Below are 19,784 nucleotides of genomic sequence, written 5' to 3' on the forward strand. Positions count from 1 at the left end.
CAAACGAATGCTCGTAGTACTGGGAATGGCTGTTTTGGGTGCAATCCTGGGCGTTTTGAGCGCACGCAAGCGCAACGGCAACGCTGCGGATATGGCGCAATACGCGGCAGGCTATGGCATTGCCTTTGCCCTGGTGGGCCTGATCCTGTCGCTGATCCTTGTGCGGTTTGTGGGGTAGCCCATGTTCCTGCCCTTCTTCGAAAACCTTCGCAAAGCAGGCATCCCCGTATCCCTGCGCGAATATCTGACCTTTCTGGAAGGCATGAAGAAGGGTCTGGCCACCTATGATGTCGAGGCGTTCTACTACCTCGCCCGTGTCTCGATGGTGAAGGACGAGCGCAACATCGACAAGTTCGACCGCGCCTTTGCCGCCAGTTTCGAAGGGCTGGGCGAGATCAGCTTTGATCAGGTGCTGGATGCCGTCGACATCCCCGCCGACTGGCTGGCCAAAATGGCCGAGAAACATCTGAGCGATGAGGAAATGGCCGAGATCGAGGCGCTTGGCGGGTTCGACAAGCTGATGGAGACGCTGCGCGAGCGTTTGCAGGAACAGCAAGGCCGCCATCAGGGCGGCAACAAGTGGATCGGCACCGCCGGGGCCTCTCCGTTCGGGGCTTACGGCTATAACCCCGAAGGCGTGCGCATCGGCCAGAAGGAAAGCCGCCATCAGCGTGCCGTGAAAGTCTGGGACAAGCGTGAATTCAGAAACTTGGACGACACAGTTGAACTGGGCACCCGCAACATCAAGGTCGCCCTGAAACGCCTGCGCCGTTGGGCACGCGAGGGCGCGGTTGAAGAACTGGACCTGGACGGCACCATCCGCGCCACGGCTGAACACGGCTATCTGGACGTCAAAACCCGGCCCGAGCGCCATAATGCTGTCAAGGTGCTGCTGTTTCTGGACGTCGGCGGTTCAATGGACCCGCATATCAAGGTGGTTGAGGAATTGTTTTCAGCCGCGCGGACCGAATTCAAGCATCTGGAATACTACTACTTCCACAATTGCCTGTACGAAGGCGTCTGGCGCGACAACCGCCGCCGCTGGGATCAACAGACCCCAACCCATGAGGTTCTGCGCACCTACGGCCCCGACTACAAGTGCATCTTCGTCGGCGACGCCTCGATGAGTCCCTACGAAATCGCCTATCCCGGCGGTGCCAACGAACACTGGAACCAGGAGGCCGGTCAGGTCTGGCTGGAGCGCGCACGGGAACAGTGGAGTTCCAACCTGTGGATCAACCCGGTGCCCGAGAAGTACTGGGAATACACCCATTCCATCGGCATGGTCCGCGAGATTTTCGAGAACCGGATGGTACCCATGACGCTGGCCGGGCTGGAACAGGGCATGCGGGACCTGACGCGGTAGCTGCGCTGCCCGCTTTAAGCCCTGTTCGACCGACTTTACGCTTTGAAAGAACGGCGGCTTTTGCAACCGCTACCGGTGTTCTTCGGGCACCCAGTCTTCGGCATCGCTGTTCCAAAACCTGTTGGGATTGTCTTCGTCTACGCCGCGAATGTGAAGCGTCCGGAGATACTGGCCCACGTACACAACCGGTTCTTCGTAGGGGTGAGATGCATAAATGGCCTTCAGAACGTGCACGGATTTGGCTTCCTCACCGCCTAAGAAAAACGAGACTTCCACGCAGGGCACTTCGACTGCCTTCTCAGTAGCAGCATTGCGACCGCTCCCCAGTGACCTGAACTGCTGGGTTCCCAACGTGGTCTTGTATGTCACGGAATCATAATCTCCGTATTTCAGCCTGTCCTCGATCAGAACCGCATCCACGATCCTTTGTGCATGTGTATCGGGTACCTGAACAATAATCCGCAGCCCCTCTTCGGATACGAATCTATCATTGTCGAACGTGGGTAGTGCCATTGTTGCCTCCAACTGATGTGCAGTCGGAATAACCGGGATCGGTGTCACCGGCAGAAAAGACAGTTCGTTAACGACCGAAGTATCAGACTGGATTGAAGAGATCGATATCCGGTTGGGTTATACCGAACTGGCGCTTAAGCGCATTCCACCCTTCATCGGTGATGTTCAAAGCTCGACTGCCAGTGCGGCGCTCCAACCACCCTGCTTCCAGAAATCTATTCATGATCCCAGTTGCCAGCGGGCCCGAAATGTGATGCCGCCTCTCCGTCCAGTCGAGGCAGAGCTTCGCCGGAGGCTTGCCCGTACCACCGATTGGACTCTGGATGCCGATATCATCGAGGAAGCTTCGATAGCGCGGACCGGCTGAGAGAGTGTCATTGTGTACTTTCAGCACATTGAGCGCGATCAAGCGATCTGTCATCAAAACACCCATCCTGCCCGCGATGTGGTTGTAGCAACTGCGTGACAGAAGAGTGTCCGTGCCAAGCTGACCGGGACGCGACAAATGCTCGGTGGGAGAAAGCTGGGCCAGCCCTTCCAGAATTGCGGCGACTTCTGCATTGGCGATCCGGTGATAGATATGTCTTCCGCTACGTAGTGAAGCGGTCAGGCCTGCATGTTCGAGCTGCTTTAGATGACCACTTGCCGTCTGCGGGCTGACGCGTGCCGCACAGGCCAACTCCTTGTTGGTGAAAGCGCGGCCATCCATCAACTCGCAAAGAATTCGCGATCGGCTGGGATCGGCCAAAGCTGCGCCAATAATATCCAGTCTTGGTTCGACGGTCATACTGGCCAGCATATACGCACCCTTCAAACACAGCCAGAGCGAACGCTTCGATGGTGGCCGAAGTAAGAAGCTGTTTTGGCAGATCGGGTATTGGCGCAAAGGCAGCAAAATAACCGTTTATCCGCTTCGTTGCGCACAGCAGAATCTAAACTTTTTGTTTGCCCCCAAAGCCTCACGCTACCATATCTACCCCATGTTGCGTTTCACCCCGATCCTTCTCGCCATTGCTTATGGCCTTGTGATGTACCGGATTTCCGTCTGGCGCACCCATCGTGAGTTGGACCAGAAGTCGACCGAGCTGGCTGATCCGGCGTTGAAGCGGATGACCGATCGGCTGGCCGCCGCTTTGGATATCGCGCGGGTGCCGGTTTATATTTATGAGATTGATCCGGTGAACGGTCTGGCCGCGCCGGATGGGCGGATTTTCATCACGCGCGGGTTTTATCGCAAGTTCCGGAACGGTGAGGTCTCGGCCGAGGAAATGGCCAGCGTGATTGCGCATGAGCTGGGGCATGTGGCCTTGGGTCATGCGCGGCGTCGGATGATCGATTTCTCGGGACAGAACGCCTTGCGCACGGCGCTGATCCTGGTGCTGAACCGGTTCATTCCGTTTGTCGGCGCGATGATCGCCAATGCGCTGACCTCACTGCTGGCCTCGCGCCTGTCGCGGCAGGATGAGTATGAGGCTGACGAATACGCCGCTGCTTTGCTGACCAAGGCCGGGATCGGGATCAAGCCGCAGAAATCCCTGTTTCACAAGCTGGAAGATCTGACGCAGCAGAGGGCTGGAATGGTGCCTGCCTGGCTCATGAGCCATCCGAAGACGGGTGAGCGGATTGCGGCGTTGGAGGCGCTTGAGCAGCGTTGGGCGGGTGGCTGAAGGGGGCGTAGCGAGAGGCCAGCCTCGCCGCCATTGGCGCTCGAACCAATGGCGCACCAATGGCGGCTCTCCGAGATATTTTCAGCCAGATGAAGTGGGATCCCGCCTATTGAGTGAGTGCTTTGCCCAGACGCGGCAGGCGGGCTTTTTTCATCAGCGCGCGCAAGGTCCATTGGTCGCCGGACAGGCGGTTGGCTTCGGCCAGGATTTGGGTGGCGGTATTGGTCATGCCGTCGGGGTCGGTTTGCCAGAAGCTGTGAAGCAGAGTGTCGGGGTCGCGGCGGCCAAGCCCCTCTTCCGCAAGGATGTTTTTGGGAAAATCCTTGGCGTTGACCGTGGCGATAAGGTCGGCTGAGGCGTCAATGGCAGTTGCCAGAACGTGGATATCTGCCGGGTCAGGCAGCCACAGACGTTGTTCAAGCCCCGTTGCGGGCGCGCGTTCGGCCTGCGGCCATTGCGCCTGAGCCAGGGCGATTTCGGCGCGGGCCTGGGCCTCGCCCTCGGGGCCGAGTTTGCGGGCGGCGCGGGCCCATTCCTCTAGGATGCGGGCCGACCAGATCGGGGTGAAATGGCCGAGTTTGGCGGCACCCAGCAGCATCTCTCGCATCACCGTGGGGTAGATGACGCAGGTGTCCAGAACCGCCTTCACAGCCGGTAGAACACGGCTTTGAGGTAACCGCTTTCGGCCAGTTGCGGCAGTTGCGGGTGGTCGGGGCCTGCGAAACCTGTGTGGATCAGTTGCGCTTGGCGTCCGGCCCGGCCGATCCCGCGCGATGAGGCGTCGCGGAAGCGTCCAAGATCGGCGGCGTGTGAGCAGGAGCAGAGGCCCAGATAGCCACCGGGCTTGACCAGCGGCGCGGCCAGACGCGCGATGCGCTCATAGGCGCGCAGCCCCGCATCCAGTGCCTGTTTCGAAGGTGCGAAAGCGGGCGGGTCGCAGATGACAACGTCGAATTGCGCGCCCTCCTCGCCCAGTTGGGTCAGCACGTCGAAAGCGTCGCCCTGGCGGGTCCGGAAACGACCCGAGCAGCCGGTAGCCTCGGCCCCTTTGCTTGCCAACTCCAAAGCGGCGGCAGAGCCATCGACGCAGGTAGCCTGCGCGGCCCCTCCGGCCAGCATGGCGAGGCCAAAGCCGCCCACATGGCTGAACACATCCAGCACCTGTGCGCCGGGATGAACCAGTCGGGCAGCAAAGGCATGGTTCGGGCGCTGATCGTAGAACAGGCCGGTTTTCTGGCCGCCGGTCAGGTCGGCCATATAAGTTGCGCCATTCATCGGCACCGGCAGTGGCACTTGGGGTGCTGAGCCGCGCAGGGTTTGGTTCATGTCATCCAACCCCTCAAGCCCGCGGGTGCGGCCTGAGGCGTTTTTGAGGACGGTCGTCACTCCGGTCACCTTGACCAGCGCCTCGGTCAGTGTCTCCAGATGTGCCTCGGCCCAGGCGGCGTTGGGCTGGATCACACAGGCATCGCCGAAGCGGTCGATGATCACACCGGGAAAGCCGTCGGCCTCGGCATGGATCAGGCGGTAGTATGGCGCATCGAACAGACGCTCGCGCATGTCAAGCGCGCGGCGCAGGCGGGTTTCGAACCAATCCGCGTTCAACTCGGCGTCGAGGTCGCGGTCCAGCACACGGCACATGATTTTGGACTCGGGGTTGACGGCCACCAAGGCAATTGGCGCGCGTTTGTCATCTTCGAGCAGGGCCAGCGCCCCGGCGGGGATTTTTCGGGTGCGGCGGTCGGTGACGATGTCATTGGCGTAGACCCACGGGAACCCGTGGCGCAGACCGCGCGCGTTGGCTTTGGGTTTCAGGCGGATACGGGGGCGGTCGTCGGTTTGGGTCATGATCGCCTCATAGTCGCGAACAGAGCGAAGGAAAAGCCCTTAGCGCGGGCGCGAGCGCCAGCCGCCACGTCGTTTCGGGGCCTGAGCGGATTGCAACCCCTCGGCCAGCACCTGTGTCATCGGGTGATCTGCCTCCTGCGCGGCATAGGCGGCGTGCAAGGTGGCCAGCGCCTGTTTCTGATCCAACCCCTCCGGCAAGCTCAGCGCCCAGTCGAGGAAAATGCTGCGGCATTCCGGCAGGGCGATACCTTCGATGTTGTACGCCTCGCGGATCAGGCCCTTGGGGTCGTTGGGATCAGTGCTGCGCGCCATCTTCGCCCTCTTTGATTACGCTGCCGATGATCGCGGCGGCGGATGTGTAACTGTCTTGCAGCGCGGATTGCAGCGCATCGACCTGATCGAACCCTGTGGCCCGGCAGAGGAAAGCGGTTCCGCCCTCGCCAATGTCATCCGCTTCGATCACCTTGCCCGAAAGCAGCCGCGCCGCGCATTGCACCGACCAGCATAGATCGTAACTGTCCTTGAGCGTTTGTGCCTGCGCGACATCCAGCAAACCGGCAGCGACTGCACCGTCGAGGCCCGAGCGGACATCCCGCTCCGCGATGCCCGCCAGCAATGCGCCGGTCTCCGCCATCAACTCGATATCCATCATCCGACCGGGGCCGTTTTTGGCATCCCAAACGCCAGCAGGTGCTTTTGCGGCGGCCAGACGGGTGCGCATCTCGGCCACTTCATGCAGCACCCTGTCGGCCTCACGCTGGTGCGACAGGAATTCGGCCCGAAAGGTTTCAATATCATTTGCCAGACCGGCGTCGCCCGCGACCACATGGGCGCGCGTCAGGGCGAGGTGTTCCCAGACCCATGCCTCTTCCTGCTGATAATGGGTGAAGCTGGCCCAGCTGGTGGCGACCGGCCCCTGATTGCCCGAGGGGCGCAGGCGCATATCGACCTCGTAGAGGCGGCCCTGAGACATTGGGGCCGACAGTGCCGTGATCAGCGCCTGCGTGAAGCGGGCATAGTATGTGCGTGTCGCCAGCGGACGCGGGCCATCGGACATATCCTGATCCAGCGGATCGTAGATCACGATCATGTCCAGATCGGATTGTGAATTGATCCGCCCTGCCCCCAGCGACCCCATGCCCAGAACCGCCGCACCGCGGCCCGGTGCAGGCCCGTGTTTGCGGGCGAAATTGTCGGCCACATGAGGCAAGATCGCCGCGATGACCGCCTGCGCCAGATCGGCGTATTGGCGACCGGCTTGCGCGCCGTCGATCAACCCACGCAAGTGGTGCACACCGACACGGAAATGCCACTCCTTGCACCAGCGCCGCGCCAGATCAAGCTGGGTCTCGTAATCTGCCTCGTCCTCCAGCGCCTGCGCAAGTTCCGCCTGCAACGCCGCTTGCCCCGGCCAGTCGGCAAAGAAACTGCCACCGATCACGGCATCGAACACAGACGCATTGCGCGACAGGTGCGAGGCCAACGCATGAGACGTGCCCACAATGTCGATCAGCAGATCAATCAGTTGGGGGTTGGCCTCGAACAGGGAAAACAGCTGCACGCCAGCAGGCAGACCGGCCAGAAACCCGTCCAGCGCCAACAGCGCCTCCTCGGGCTTGGCCGTCTTGGCGAGGCGCGACAAAAGCTCAGGCCGGAGCCGGTCAAAGATCCGCCTGCCCCGTTGTGAGCGCAGCGCCGGATAGGTCGCCCATCGGGCCAGAATGCTCTTGTCAAACGTGACCTCTTGTTCCGGTGTCGGAGACGCCCCGGGTCCGGGGGCAAAGAACCCTTCGGTCAGCTCATGCACTTCGCTCAGGTGGCGGGTCAGGTCAGCGGTCAGGTCCGCGCTGGTGGTCCCCATCAGGCAGGCGACGCGTTCGATCCCGTCCGCGGATTTCGGCACCTTATGGGTCTGGGCGTCATGGATCATCTGGATGCGATGTTCGACCTCGCGATGGGCGCGATAGTGATCGGTCAGCTTTTCAGCAACGTCTTCCGGCACCCAGCCTTTTGCAGCCAAGGCTGCCAGTCCGGGCACTGTCCCCCGCACGCGAAGATCCGGATCGCGTCCCCCGGCGATCAACTGGCGGGTCTGGGTGAAGAACTCGATCTCGCGTATCCCGCCCTGCCCCAGTTTCATGTCGTGGCCCGGGATCGAGAGGCTGCCGCCCGTCCGCTTGTTCTCGCGAATGCGCAGGCGCATGTCGTGGGCGTCCTGAATGGCGGCGAAATCCAGATGCCGACGCCAGACAAAGGGGCGCAGCGTTTCCAGAAACCGCTGCCCGGCTGCAATGTCGCCCGCGCAGGCGCGCGCCTTGATATAGGCTGCACGCTCCCACGTGCGGCCCAAGCTTTCGTAGTACCGCTCGGCTGCTTCCATCGCCATGCAGACCGGAGTCACCGCCGGATCGGGCCGCAACCGCAAATCGGTACGGAACACATAACCATCGGCGGTCTTGTCGCTAAGCGTGGCACAGAAATTGCGGGTGGCCCGCACCATCCCCTGCCGGGCTTCGTAGAAGTCATCCGGATCAAACCGCGTCTCGTCAAACAACACGATCAGATCGATGTCCGAGCTGTAATTCAGTTCATGCGCACCCATCTTGCCCATCGCCAGAATGACCATACCGGCGGCGGTTTCGACGTCATCTTCGGTCATGCCGGGCAGTTTGTTGCGGCGGATCAGGGTGGCAATCTCGGCCTTGGCCGCCACATCCGCCGCCAAAGCTCCGAAATCGGTCAGCGCAGCGGTCACCTTTTCCAACGGCCATGCGCCCGCGATGTCGGCCAAAGCGGTCAGCACTGCCATGCGGCGCTTGGCAAGTCTCAGGCCCGGTTTAAGCTGGTCAGGCGCAAGCGCACGAGCCGTTGCCATAACCTCTTCCAGCGCCTCATCCGGATGGTGCAGCGCGTTTGGCAACCACTCTCTTTCTTGCTCGATCAGACCTTTCAGATAGGGGCTTGATCCAGCCGTCCCGGCGATCAGATCGCCTTGCTCAGCACTCAGATCCGGGATCAAAGCGCGCGTTTCATCCCCCAGCGAGGGATCAAACGCACGCGGCAGACGATTGATGGACAGGCTATTATTCATACCCGGACCCTGCGCATCGCCGCAGGGCAAGGTCAATGGGGCAAACGCATCACAGGTCCTGAACCGGAGTGTCCTGGCTAAAGCTGTTGACCCAAACCCCATGCCGACGCTCCCATAGGGAGGAAATCAGCATCGCGCCCCATTCGGTGGCGTCAGGGCGCAGGTAATCCGCCCTATAGGACAACAGCACAACGTCAGGCGTCAGAACCCGCAGCTTTTCCTGGCTCAGCTTGAACTCGGCCATTGTCGGTGCATCTGCGAACTGACCCACATGGTCGTCGCGATTGGCAAAGCCAGAGGGATAAACACCCAGAAAATCAGCGCTCAGCAGTGCCCGGTCGGCGCTGGCATCACCATTGACCAATGCGGCCCAGACCTGCGTTTCAAGCTTCAGAATATCAGCAAGCGAAGGGGCGGTTTCGATTTCTACAGTCATGCCTGCACCCTGCGCGCGAAGCCCTCTGCCGTCAACCGATCCACAAAATGTAAATCTTTTTCACATCGACCCCTTGCAACCGGTCAGAACCTCCCCATCTAGACAATGTGAAAGGAATTTACATCAAACCCTGGAGAGACCACATGACCGCATTGTCCGAACCCGCCGCCCCTGCAAACCCGGGATGGCTTCACCGCACCGAGGCCTGGATGGACGACAAAGGCAAAGGCGCCTGGATCGCCGCCATGGTCCTTGGTTTCATCTTCTTCTGGCCCTTGGGCCTGGCCCTTCTGGCCTATATGATCTGGAGCAAACGCATGTTCAGCAAGTCCTGCAGCCGCCGCAAATCCTGGCACAGCCATATGAGCGCCATGAAACCTTCCGGCAACAGCGCGTTCGACGCCTACAAGGCAGACACTCTGGCACGGCTGGAACGCGAACAGCAGGATTTCGAGGCCTTCCTGCATCGCCTGCGTGAAGCCAAGGACAAGGCCGAGTTCGACCAGTTCATGGATGAACGCGCCCGCGAGAACACCGAAGACGAAGGCAAAGGCGAACCTGCCTAAAGCCCCTTGCCCTGTCCCGAATTTTCGGGACAGGGTGACACGACCTTATCTCTGAGACAGTTATACATGACCCACCTGCCCGATCCTGATCGCCAGCCCGAATTTTACCGATCCGTCGCGACCAAACGCTTTGTCGCGTGGCTGTTCGACATCGCCTTTATCTCACTGCTGTGCATCGTGCCCGTCTTCCTGACATTTGGCGCGGGGCTGTTCTTCCTGCCGCTGATTTATGCAGTCATCAGCTTTGTCTACCGAGTGATCACCATTTCGAACGGCTCGGCCACTCTGGGCATGCGCTTCATGGGGATCGAGCTGCGCGATTCCTTCGGCGAGCGTATGGATATGGGCAAAGCCGTGGCCCATACCGCCGGATACTTCATCAGCATGGCGTTTTTCGTGGTCCAGATCATCTCGATCATCATGATGCTGACCAGCGCCCGTTGTCAGGGCCTTACCGATGCCTTCCTGGGCACAGTCATGATCAATCAGAGGGCCTGAACAGCCTTCGCGTGAATCACTTGGCGGCATCAAAAACCGTTGCTATCATCCGGTCCGAGGCTACATGGGACCTTCATGCGACACACGCTGCCAATTGCGCCACAATTCTATGTGACGGCCCCCCAGCCCTGCCCTTATCTTGAGGGCAGGATGGAACGTAAGCTTTTTACCGCCCTGCAAGGCGAAGGCGCAGACCAGCTGAACAATTCCCTGTCACAACAAGGATTTCGCCGGTCGCAGAACGTGCTCTATCGCCCGTCCTGCACAGATTGCGCGGCCTGCCTGTCGGCCCGGATCGACGTTGCCGCCTTTCACCCGACCAAAAGCCAGAAACGCGCGGCAAAACGCAACTCTTACCTGCAACGCCGCGCTACATCGCCCTGGGCCACGGACGAACAATACGAACTGTTCCGCCGCTACCTCGACACTCGCCACGCCGATGGGGGCATGGCCGATATGGACGTCTTCGAATTCGCCGCGATGATCGAGGAAACCCCGATCCGCAGCCGCGTTGTGGAATATGCCGACCCCGAAACCGGCAACCTGATTGCCGTCAGCCTGACCGATGTGCTCGATGACGGGCTGAGCATGGTCTATTCCTTCTATGATCCGCTGCAGCCTCAGAACTCTCTGGGCACCTACATGATACTCGACCATATCGAAATCGCGCGCGAGGCCGGCCTGCCCTATATCTACCTGGGTTACTGGGTGCCCGGCAGTCCGAAAATGGGGTACAAGGCCAAGTTCTCAGGGCTCGAAGCCTATGTGCAGGGGCAATGGCAGAAGATCCGGAACCCCGACACCTTTTCGGACGAGTCTCATCACCCTCTGTCCTCGGCACCCATTGCCGAACAGGTGGCGAATATCCAACTGCCAGACCGCCACCCCACCAAAGGCTGACCCAACATGAAACAAACCCTGCACGCCGTCACCCTTGTGGTGCCGGAGTATGATGCTGCAATCGAATTCTACACTGAAACGCTGGACTTCGCCCTGACACAGGATATCGACCTCGGCGGCGGTAAACGCTGGGTCCTTGTCACACCTCCCGGCTCTGACGGTGCCTCCCTGCTGCTGGCCAAAGCCGACGGCCCGGATCAAAGCGCCGCCATCGGCAACCAAACGGGCGGCCGGGTCGGTTTCTTCCTGCAAACCGATGACTTCGAACGCGACCACACGAACATGCAAGGCAAAGGCGTCACCTTCGAAGAAGAGCCGCGCCATGAACCCTATGGCTCGGTCGCCGTCTGGCGCGACCCGTTCGGCAATCGCTGGGACCTGATCCAGTTCACCTGATCCATTCTTCATCTGGCCAAAAATATCTCGGGGTTGAATTGGCCGCAGGCCAAGAAGGGGCTGGCCCCTTAACGCCAAACAAACAAGCAAAAGGGGGCCAGCAGGCCCCCTTTTTCAATTTGATCACCCAATCAGATCAATTCGGGATCAAATCCGGCACAATAGTCACAATCGCCGGGAAGGACCACAGGATCGCAATCCCCACCACCTGAATGATCACAAACGGCACCACGCCACGATAGATATGGCCCGTCGTCACCTCTTTCGGCGCAACCCCGCGCAGGTAGAATAGCGCGAACCCGAACGGCGGCGTCAGGAACGAGGTCTGCAGGTTCACCGCCACCATGATCGTCACCCATTTCGGATCAAACGACCCGCCATAGATCACCGGGCCCACGATGGGGATCACGATGTAGATGATCTCAAGGAAATCCAGCACAAAACCCAGAATGAACAGCACAAGCATCACGATCAGGAAGACCGTGAACTCGTTGTCAAAGCTCTTGAGGAATTGCTGGATATAGTGTTCGCCCCCGAAGGAAATCACCACAAGGTTCAGCAACTGCGAGCCGATCAGGATCGTGAACACCATCGAGGTTACTTTGGCCGTTTCCCGCACCACCGGGCTCAGAACCCCGCTCGAGAACAAGACCCAGCAGCCAAAGATCAGACCAAACAGAGCATAAAGGTATGCCGCATAAGCCAGAATAAACGCGATCCAGGTTTCGACCGGCACATTCCCCTGAGAGATGCGCAGATCGAAATTCACGCCCATCAGCAGGCAGATGATCACTGCAAAGGTTGACCAGATGATCACGCTGCCTGACCGCTCCTGATCCTGCAGCTTGCGATAGGCTGCCAGCATGATCGCACCACCCGCCCCCAGCGCCGCAGCGGGTGTGGGGTTTGTGATACCGCCCAGGATCGAACCCAGCACGGCGATGATCAGAACCAGCGGTGGGAACACCACCCGGATCAGATCGTTTGTCGCACAGCGTGCGGCGGCCTCTCTGCACCCGTAAATCGCGATGGCAAAGGGTATGGCAAGCAGAACAAAGGTCAGCCCGGATGAGGTCGTCGGTGCGATAAACATAATATCGACCAGCAACATCAACAGCAGGCCAATCGCCCCCACGATCAAAGGCTGCGGCGAACGCGACGGGGCGATGCCCCGACCCAGAACCAGGGTCAGCGCCAGCAGAACAACGACGATCGCGACACCCGTGCCGATAGGCGCGGCGCTGGCGATCTTGGCCTCGCGCGCGGTGGCCAGTTCCTCTTCGCTCAGGCGTTCGGCGTTGGCGATGCCACCGGCGGCGTCGATCTCTTCCTGCTCGGCCACCGCCTGATCCCAGGCCGCTTGACCGTGCAGGTCGATCATCGACGCTTTACACTCTTCGGACACGTTCGTGCGCAGTGATGCGCCCTGCCCCACATCCGAGAAGGCCGAGACCGAGATATTCTGGCTGCCGATCACCCCGGCGCTGCCCAACAGGATCGCACCAATAATAATCGCAGCGGGCGCACCCAGCAACCATGTCAGACCTTCGGACCGCGTGATCGCCTCGCCCGAGCCGCCGGTCAGTTCTACTGCGGGGGCCTTGTCGGGGTTCAGCAGCGCGTAGCCAAAAGCATAAAGCGCATAGAGCAAGGCCAGCATGATCCCGGGCAGCAGCGCCGCCTGGAACAGGGTTCCGACCGAGACCACCGCAGGCTCGCCCAGATAGGTCAGCGCATCGGTACACCCGGCCTCAACCGCGCGGGTTTCCTGCGCGGTCGAATAAAGATCACCCGCCAGAGTCCCCAGAAGAACGATCACAATCGAGGGCGGAATAATCTGCCCCAGCGTCCCCGAGGCCGCGATGACACCGGTTGCCAATTCGGGCGAGTAGTTATTCCGCAACATGGTCGGCAGGGCCAGCAAGCCCATGGTCACCACGGTCGCTCCGACAATACCGGTCGAGGCGGCCAGAAACGCACCCACAACCACGATAGACACCGCCAGACCACCCGGCAACGGGCCGAACACACGGGCCATTGTGGTCAGCAGATCGTTTGCGATCTTCGAGCGTTCCAGTGTGATGCCCATCAGAACGAACATCAGCACGGCCAGCAGCGTCTCAATCGACTGACCGGCCAGAACACGTTCGTTCATGCGGTTCACGATGAAGGACACGTTGCGATCCAGCGCGGTTTCCCAGCCTGCAGGGAAAACCGGTTCTCCTATCCTCGGCAAGTCAGGGTATCGGAACACCGAGACCGAATCCGGTTTCACCCCCGTTGCGACCAGATCGCGGTACATTTGCGAGCTGGTATCGATTGCCTGATGGATCAGCAGCCCGGCGCTGTCCAGCGCGGCGATGATACCGAATGAGATAACCCCGGCCCCGCCGATGGCAAAGGCCACCGGGAACCCGGACAGGATACCTCCGAAGAGGCAGAAGAATACGATAATGAGGCCGATCTCGACGCCATCAAGTCCGAATAGCATTGTCTTGGTCTCCGTCCTTAATGTGCGCCTTCATAGGCTTCTTCACCCTCGCCAAGGCTGTCCTTGTCGAGGTATTTTCCGGCGCTTTCCGGGCCTTCCACGTATTCAAGATACGACCGCCACAGGAACGCGACCGCGTGCAGGAACACCATGCCCGCAAATAGAACGAGCAGGATTTTGAACAGGAAGTAGCCGTTGAACCCGTTGGGACTGAACCCGATGGTTTCCACGTTCCAGCGCAGGGCGCGTGACTTGGCCACGAGGCGATCCAGCGTGTCACTGGCCGATGGTTTCGGCACGATCAGGTGCCGCCACATGAAGTACCAGCCATACATCCATGTCAGCACTGCCATCGGCATCATGAACAGCACCGCGCCACACATATCGACCACGCGCTTGGCCCGGTGGCTGATACCCGCATAGATCAGGTCAACCCGCACATGCCCGCCCTGAACGAATGTATAGGTGCAGCACAGGCAAACGACCATGGCGTTATAAAGTTTAAGTTCTTCCGCGAACCAACTGATATCCTGACTAAAAGGGATACCCAGACCAAAAGACATATCGGGCCGCGCAAACACCCGTTGCATGAAGACGATTACGATCTGCTGGATCACCATCAGCAAACCCGCCCAGGCAAAGAAGCGCCCGGTTGTGTTCGCAAACCCTTCGAGGCCGCGCACCATGCCCCACATGAAGTTTCGGTAGTAGAGGCCAATGGCCGTCAGCACCAGAAACAGGGTGAAGACCACAAAGAAGAACTCGACCGAGCCGCCGTAATAGACAAAGCGCATGATCGCTTCTTTGTCGGACCAGTTCAGCCACAGCTGCGGATGCGTGACCGCATATCCGAAATTATAGAAGGCTTCGGCAATGTTCTGAATGAACCAGATCAGTCCATTCCACAGGGCGCCGAAAAACGAGATACCGTTATCGTCCTGCATGTTGTCCCCGGGTCGCGTCAGTTGCATCGCTGATTATAGCGGCATGATGGGTCCGCGCATATGCAACAGGAAAGGTTTCCCCACGCAGGCGGGGAAACCGTTTAGTCTGATGACTGGCGTTTAGCCGCGAACGCGGTCGCGCTGCGAGGTATAGACACCCGACGACAGGTTGTTCCACGCCGACGATGCTGCCATCGACTCCATGGCGCTGTCGTGGATTCGCTTGAACAGCTCGTCGCCCATGTTTTCGTCCAGAACCTCTTGGCTGGCCTGACCGAAGGCGTCCCAAACGGCATCCGGGAATTCCATGACCTTAACGCCGCCCGACTGCAGACGCTGCAGGGCTGCACCGTTATTGGCCAGGAACTGCGCCAGGTTCCACTGGTGCGCTTCGGCGGCTGCGATCTCGATGATCTTCTGTTGCGCCGGTGTCAGTTCGTCGAACACGTCGCGGTTGGTAGCCAGCGACAGACCCGCGCCCGGCTCGTGGAAGCCTGCGGTGTAGTAGGTCTTGGTGATTTCCTGGAAACCGGCCTTTTCGTCGGCCCACGGACCGATCCACTCGGTCCCGTCAATCGCGCCCGAGGACAGCGCCTGATACACTTCCGAACCCGGAATGTTCTGAACCGATGCACCCAGCTTGCCCAGCGCCTGTCCACCCAGACCCGGCATACGGAATTTCAGACCCTGGAAGTCTTCGGGGCCGTTGATCTCTTTCGAGTACCAGCCACCTGCCTGCGCGCCGGTGTTGCCAGCCAGGAAGGATTTCAGGCCGAAGATCGAGCCCAGCTCGTCATGCAGCTCCATGCCGCCATCGTGATAGTACCAGTTCACCAGTTCCTGCGCGGTCATGCCGAACGGAACAGCGGTGAAGAAGGCATAACCCGGATGCTGGCCCACAAAGTAGTAGTCCGCCGCGTGGTACATATCGGCCTGACCCGACGAAACGGCGTCAAACACTTCAAACGCGCCAACCAGCTCGCCCGCAGCTTTGATTTCAACGTTCAGGCTGCCGTCCGACATCGCGTTGATGCTGTCGGCGCAGCGCTGTGCGCTGTCGAACACGCCCGCAAGGCCACGGCCCCACGAGGTTACCATGGTCAGGGTCCGCTGACCCTGCGCATAGGCCGGAGCCGCCAGTGCCGTTGCCGCAGCAGCCGATCCGCCCAGAGCGGATTTTTTCAGAAATGAACGACGATCCATATAAGTGTTCCTCCCCTTTATAGTCGTAACCCGGACAGTTCCGGGCCTGTCGCATTCAATAGGCCGGAGCGTAATGCCGAAGATGTGAAAGGGAATACCTACTACTGCGTAGAAAACCGGATTTCTGACCCTTTTTCGCGGGTTAATCCCTGTGAAACTCCAGCCCAATCGTGTCTTTTCAGCCCTTTTAAGCCCGAATTGTTCAATCTTTTTGCATTTTTGCCGCCGCTTGCGTATCGATTCGACCATGCAAAGACTTAGAAATCTGGTTTCGCTGACCTATGCGCAGAAACTGTCTTTGGTTGCGGCCATCCCTCTGGTCGTTGCCGTTGCCGCGATTGCCATACTGGTCGCCTATCAGGCCCGTGCCACCGCCGAGCGCGAGATCCAAGCGCTGGAGCGCAGCCTGATCCAGGCCAAGAAGGAAGAGTTGAAGAATTACGTCACCCAGGCACGCAACGGGTTTGCCTATATCTACGGTCGCGCCGAACCGGATGATGATGTCGCCAAAACCCTAGTCACTCAGATCCTGTCCGCCATGATCTACGGGCAGGACGGGTTCTTTTTCGTCTACGATTACGATGGCACCAATCTGGTCAGCCCGCGCCAGACCCAATTCATCAACCGCAATTGGGAAGGGCTGACCGACAGTGACGGCACCCCGATTGTCGACGAATTCATCACTCTGGCCCGTCAGGGGGCCGGTTGGCACAGCTTCATGTGGCAAAAGCCCTCGACCGGGGAAGAGGCGCAGATGATCGCCTACGTGGTGGGCTTGCAGGATTGGCGTTGGGCTGTGGGCACCGGCGTCTTCATCGACGATATCGTGGCCACCGTCGCCAATGCCCGCGCCGAGGTCGAGGCGCGGGTTCAGCGCACCTTCATGTATATCGGCGGCATCGTTCTGGCTGCTGTGCTGATCGTCTTTGCCTCGGGCATGCTTCTGAATATCCGCGAGCGGCGGTTGGCCGATGCCAAGCTGAAGGAACTGACTCAGCGCGTCTTTGATGCGCAGGAAGAAGAACGTGGCCGGGTGGCGCGTGAATTGCATGACGGTATCAGCCAGATCCTCGTCGGCGTGCGCTACGCTTTGGACAATGCCCGCCGCCGCCTGTCGCGCGGCGATGATGCGGGCGCTCAGGACCCGCTGGACAAGGGCATCGATCACCTCGGGACTGCCATTACCGAGGTCCGGCGCATCAGCCGCGACCTGCGCCCCGGCGTGCTGGACGATTTGGGCCTCGGCCCTGCATTGAAGGCCCTGACCGATGATTTCCGCGACCGCACCGGAATCGAGACCGAGTTCTCGACCGTCGTGTTCCGCAACCGGCTGGACCATGACAGCAAGATCGCCCTCTACCGTATTGCGCAAGAGGCGCTGACCAATATCGAACGCCACGCGGATGCAACCCGTGTTACAATCGATCTGCGTGGCCACAAGAAGGGCGCGACCATGCGCATCACCGATAACGGGCGCGGGTTGCGGACGGAACCGGGCCAGATCACCACCGGGATCGGGCTGCGCAATATGCAGGAACGCATCGAACAGCTTGACGGATCGCTGCGTATTCTGTCATCACGCGGCCCGCGCGGGGGCACGGCGATCGAGGCCAGCCTGCCGCTCAGCCGCCTGCTGCCGCCGCAGGAAGACGCAACCCCGAACCGAAAGGCCGGTACATGACAATCCGAGTTCTCATCGTCGACGATCACCCGATGGTGGCCGAAGGCATCCAGTCGATCCTGGAAAGCTATGATGAGATCGAGGTGGTCGGCACATTGGGCAGCGGTCAGGCGGCGGTGGATCAGGCGGTCGGGCTGGCCCCCGACGTGATCCTGATGGATCTGAACATGCCCGGCCTTGGCGGCCTGAGCGCGACCGAGATCATCCTCGAACGCCTGCCCGAAACGCGCATCCTGATCCTGTCGATGCATGACAGCCCCGAATATATCTCGACCGCACTCAGCCACGGGGCCAAGGGGTATATCCTCAAAGACGTCCCCACCGATGAGATCAAACAGGCCATCGACGCCGTGATGCAGGGTCAGCAATACCTGTGCACCGGCGCAAGCGGATCGCTGAAACCCAAGGGCGACAGCACGCGCGAGGCATTGACGGGCCGCGAACAGACCATTCTGCTGGAACTGGCGCAGGGCAAATCGAACAAAGAGGTCGCGCTGGCGCTGGATATCTCGGTCCGCACCGTTGAAACCCACCGCAAGAACATCAAACGCAAGCTGGGCATCTCGTCTACGGCAGGCCTGACCCGTTATGCTCTGGAACACGGTGTCTTGCAGGGCACCGGCGTCGGCTACTGACGCAGCCGCAGCGCGGCACGCGCTGCCTGGCCCAACCAGAGGAGATGCGCCGCAGGCGCTGCGACGATGGGCGGGAGGGTTACTCCCTTGGCCGAATATCCTCACCAAAGAAGATCAGCGTTCCGTCCTCATCGATGACGTGGAATTCCCGTTGCAAATACGGCTGGTCAAATGGTGGACGCACACGCCCCTCGGGCAGATCGCTTAGCCCGTCTTTCAGGCTTTCATACAGCGCGTCAATGTCCTGAACGTCGATATAATAAGACTGATTGTCCCCCAAGGGTTTGCCATCTTCGCGCGGCGGGCATTCCAACAGCCGAATGGCAATCGGGCCGTTCTTCAAAAAGGCGTAATTGTCCTGCCTGAAGTTGCATTCAAATCCCAGCCGCGTGCAGTAGAACGCGATCTGCGCGTCCAGTGACGCGCACAGAACAAATGGCGTGAGTTGCAGGATGTTGGACATTCCGGCCTCCGCAAGAAACAGCACCATCCTACACGCTGGGCCGTATCAATCCAGCAGTTGATCTTTGCGCGTCCCTTCCCGTTCGTAATGGTGCGGCAGAACGCGGCCGTATAGCTGTTGCGTCCGCTCGATCCCGCCGCACATCCCCTCGGCCTCGACAAAGGAAAAAATCCCGACATAGCGACGCCGCGCCCCGGAAACCGGCGCAACACGGTGCAGTGAATACCGCCCCTTGAATATCTGCAGGTCGCCCGGTTGAAGTTCCAGCTGACAGACACGGGACATATCGCCATCCAGAACCGAGGCCACCGCATTGAAATTCTCATCCTCTGCGGTGCGCAGGTTCGGCGCATACTCAAACGCCCCGCCCTGTTCCCCGTTCTGAATGGCAAGAGTGACGGTGAAATTGTTGGTGTCGAAATGCCAGGGAAAGCCCTGCCCCTCTTCCACCACATTGATAATCACATCCGCCAGCGGGTCGTCATAGCGAAAGAACCTGTCCTCGGGCTCATCCAATGCGGCGCGTATGAACGGCAGGAAGCCGTCAAACTCGTAAATCCGGCGCAGAGGGCTGGATTTCGGGAAGTTGTCAGCCGGGACAAACGCGTTTGACCGATCATAAAAGCGCCGGATCGGGTGGCCGATGCCAAACCGGGGGTCGTCTTTGGTGAAATAGGCGTTGGTGCGATTGAACGAGCGATGCGCCTGCGGCGCGACGGCGTCCGCCTCCTGCACCAGCAGATTTAGCCCGTCCTGATGCACGAACCCCGGCAAAACGGCGCATCCATCCTGCTCTAACTCGCGCTGAATGTCGCCGATCATCCGGTCATAGGCATGAGACCCCGGACAGTCTATCGGATAGCGCCCCAAATCCACCAGATCGTGCAGCATGATGAGCCTCGCAGTTGGTTCCGTCCCCCACAGCGTGGCGCAGACACAACCGCCAATCATGCCCGTTTCGGACATTCCGTTGACGCATTCCGACCAGTTCAAATTCCGTTCAACCGGCGGTTTTCCACCACAAATTGCCGGAAGTTCCCAGCATGCGGCAATCTGCGCAACAAAATGTCGCAAAATCAGGTCTTC

21 protein-coding genes are annotated in these 19,784 nt (G+C 60.0%); 9 read left to right on the top strand and 12 right to left on the bottom strand.

What is annotated here, in order from left to right:
• The first annotated feature begins 7 nt into the window (after window positions 1–7).
• Window positions 8–178 carry a hypothetical protein gene (locus ACR0KX_RS09000; protein WP_170519210.1) on the top strand — a complete coding sequence of 57 codons (171 nt, stop codon included), beginning with the start codon at window positions 8–10 and terminating at the stop codon, window positions 176–178.
• Window positions 179–181: 3 nt separating this feature from the next.
• On the top strand, window positions 182–1,366 hold the full coding sequence (locus ACR0KX_RS09005) for a vWA domain-containing protein (protein WP_170621956.1): 1,185 nt from the start codon (window positions 182–184) through the stop codon (window positions 1,364–1,366).
• 69 nt (window positions 1,367–1,435) lie between these two features.
• On the opposite strand, the gene ACR0KX_RS09010 is transcribed toward ACR0KX_RS09005, so the two are convergent.
• Together ACR0KX_RS09010 and ACR0KX_RS09015 are read right to left on the bottom strand one after the other, a co-directional pair.
• Window positions 1,436–1,879, bottom strand: a complete 444-nt coding sequence (locus ACR0KX_RS09010; RefSeq protein WP_170450038.1) for a YqfO family protein — start codon at window positions 1,877–1,879, stop codon at window positions 1,436–1,438.
• 82 nt (window positions 1,880–1,961) lie between these two features.
• Window positions 1,962–2,678, bottom strand: a complete 717-nt coding sequence (locus ACR0KX_RS09015) for an ArsR/SmtB family transcription factor (RefSeq protein ID WP_480626127.1) — start codon at window positions 2,676–2,678, stop codon at window positions 1,962–1,964.
• A 181-nt stretch (window positions 2,679–2,859) separates the two neighbouring features.
• Here ACR0KX_RS09015 and ACR0KX_RS09020 point away from each other — a divergent pair, with 181 nt between their 5' ends.
• Window positions 2,860–3,546 (top strand): M48 family metallopeptidase, encoded by a 687-nt coding sequence (locus tag ACR0KX_RS09020; protein WP_170621957.1) that lies wholly within the window; start codon window positions 2,860–2,862, stop codon window positions 3,544–3,546.
• Window positions 3,547–3,652: 106 nt separating this feature from the next.
• Here ACR0KX_RS09020 and ACR0KX_RS09025 read toward each other — a convergent pair whose 3' ends face one another.
• From ACR0KX_RS09025 to ACR0KX_RS09045, 5 genes are read right to left on the bottom strand one after another with little or no spacing between them, the layout of a single operon-like run.
• Window positions 3,653–4,195: an RSP_2648 family PIN domain-containing protein gene (locus tag ACR0KX_RS09025; RefSeq protein WP_170450033.1), complete on the bottom strand. Its 543-nt coding sequence runs from the start codon at window positions 4,193–4,195 to the stop codon at window positions 3,653–3,655.
• Complete coding sequence (locus ACR0KX_RS09030; RefSeq protein ID WP_170450030.1) at window positions 4,192–5,394, bottom strand: RSP_2647 family RNA methyltransferase; 1,203 nt, start codon at window positions 5,392–5,394, stop codon at window positions 4,192–4,194. The genes ACR0KX_RS09025 and ACR0KX_RS09030 overlap by 4 nt, the downstream gene beginning before the upstream one ends.
• A 39-nt stretch (window positions 5,395–5,433) precedes the next feature.
• Window positions 5,434–5,706 (bottom strand): hypothetical protein, encoded by a 273-nt coding sequence (locus ACR0KX_RS09035; RefSeq protein ID WP_170450028.1) that lies wholly within the window; start codon window positions 5,704–5,706, stop codon window positions 5,434–5,436.
• On the bottom strand, window positions 5,690–8,485 hold the full coding sequence (locus tag ACR0KX_RS09040; RefSeq protein WP_170621958.1) for a [protein-PII] uridylyltransferase family protein: 2,796 nt from the start codon (window positions 8,483–8,485) through the stop codon (window positions 5,690–5,692). Before ACR0KX_RS09040 ends, ACR0KX_RS09035 begins: the two co-directional genes overlap by 17 nt.
• Window positions 8,486–8,534: 49 nt before the next feature.
• Window positions 8,535–8,921, bottom strand: a complete 387-nt coding sequence (locus ACR0KX_RS09045) for a nuclear transport factor 2 family protein (protein WP_170621959.1) — start codon at window positions 8,919–8,921, stop codon at window positions 8,535–8,537.
• Between the two features lie 143 nt (window positions 8,922–9,064).
• On the opposite strand from ACR0KX_RS09045, the gene ACR0KX_RS09050 reads away from it, so the two are divergent.
• The 4 genes from ACR0KX_RS09050 (at window position 9,065) to ACR0KX_RS09065 (ending at window position 11,281) form a co-directional block, all read left to right on the top strand.
• On the top strand, window positions 9,065–9,487 hold the full coding sequence (locus tag ACR0KX_RS09050) for a DUF2852 domain-containing protein (protein WP_170450023.1): 423 nt from the start codon (window positions 9,065–9,067) through the stop codon (window positions 9,485–9,487).
• A 66-nt stretch (window positions 9,488–9,553) separates the two neighbouring features.
• Window positions 9,554–9,985, top strand: coding sequence for an RDD family protein (locus tag ACR0KX_RS09055; protein WP_170450020.1), 432 nt, complete (start codon window positions 9,554–9,556; stop codon window positions 9,983–9,985).
• 75 nt (window positions 9,986–10,060) lie between these two features.
• Window positions 10,061–10,885 carry an arginyltransferase gene (locus ACR0KX_RS09060; RefSeq protein WP_170621960.1) on the top strand — a complete coding sequence of 275 codons (825 nt, stop codon included), beginning with the start codon at window positions 10,061–10,063 and terminating at the stop codon, window positions 10,883–10,885.
• Between the two features lie 6 nt (window positions 10,886–10,891).
• Window positions 10,892–11,281 (top strand): VOC family protein, encoded by a 390-nt coding sequence (locus tag ACR0KX_RS09065; protein WP_170450016.1) that lies wholly within the window; start codon window positions 10,892–10,894, stop codon window positions 11,279–11,281.
• 136 nt (window positions 11,282–11,417) lie between these two features.
• Here ACR0KX_RS09065 and ACR0KX_RS09070 read toward each other — a convergent pair whose 3' ends face one another.
• From ACR0KX_RS09070 to ACR0KX_RS09080, 3 genes are all read right to left on the bottom strand, one after another.
• Window positions 11,418–13,772, bottom strand: coding sequence for a TRAP transporter large permease (locus tag ACR0KX_RS09070; RefSeq protein ID WP_480708320.1), 2,355 nt, complete (start codon window positions 13,770–13,772; stop codon window positions 11,418–11,420).
• A gap of 17 nt (window positions 13,773–13,789) precedes the next feature.
• Window positions 13,790–14,716, bottom strand: a complete 927-nt coding sequence (locus ACR0KX_RS09075; protein WP_170450012.1) for a TRAP transporter small permease subunit — start codon at window positions 14,714–14,716, stop codon at window positions 13,790–13,792.
• 120 nt (window positions 14,717–14,836) lie between these two features.
• Complete coding sequence (locus ACR0KX_RS09080) at window positions 14,837–15,919, bottom strand: TRAP transporter substrate-binding protein DctP (protein WP_170450010.1); 1,083 nt, start codon at window positions 15,917–15,919, stop codon at window positions 14,837–14,839.
• Window positions 15,920–16,166: 247 nt separating this feature from the next.
• Here ACR0KX_RS09080 and ACR0KX_RS09085 point away from each other — a divergent pair, with 247 nt between their 5' ends.
• Complete coding sequence (locus tag ACR0KX_RS09085) at window positions 16,167–17,600, top strand: cache domain-containing protein (RefSeq protein ID WP_170450008.1); 1,434 nt, start codon at window positions 16,167–16,169, stop codon at window positions 17,598–17,600.
• Entirely contained in the window at window positions 17,597–18,235 is a 639-nt protein-coding gene (locus tag ACR0KX_RS09090; protein ID WP_170450005.1) for a response regulator transcription factor, read from the top strand. The genes ACR0KX_RS09085 and ACR0KX_RS09090 overlap by 4 nt, the downstream gene beginning before the upstream one ends.
• 79 nt (window positions 18,236–18,314) lie before the next feature.
• Here the strand turns inward: ACR0KX_RS09090 and ACR0KX_RS09095 are convergent, their stop codons facing one another.
• Both ACR0KX_RS09095 and ACR0KX_RS09100 read right to left on the bottom strand, forming a co-directional pair.
• Window positions 18,315–18,698: a bleomycin resistance protein gene (locus ACR0KX_RS09095; protein ID WP_170621961.1), complete on the bottom strand. Its 384-nt coding sequence runs from the start codon at window positions 18,696–18,698 to the stop codon at window positions 18,315–18,317.
• A 45-nt stretch (window positions 18,699–18,743) separates the two neighbouring features.
• Window positions 18,744–19,589, bottom strand: a complete 846-nt coding sequence (locus ACR0KX_RS09100; RefSeq protein ID WP_480708398.1) for a HalD/BesD family halogenase — start codon at window positions 19,587–19,589, stop codon at window positions 18,744–18,746.
• Between the last annotated feature and the right edge of the window lie 195 nt (window positions 19,590–19,784).

The organism is Ruegeria sp. BG5 (assembly GCF_056538425.1).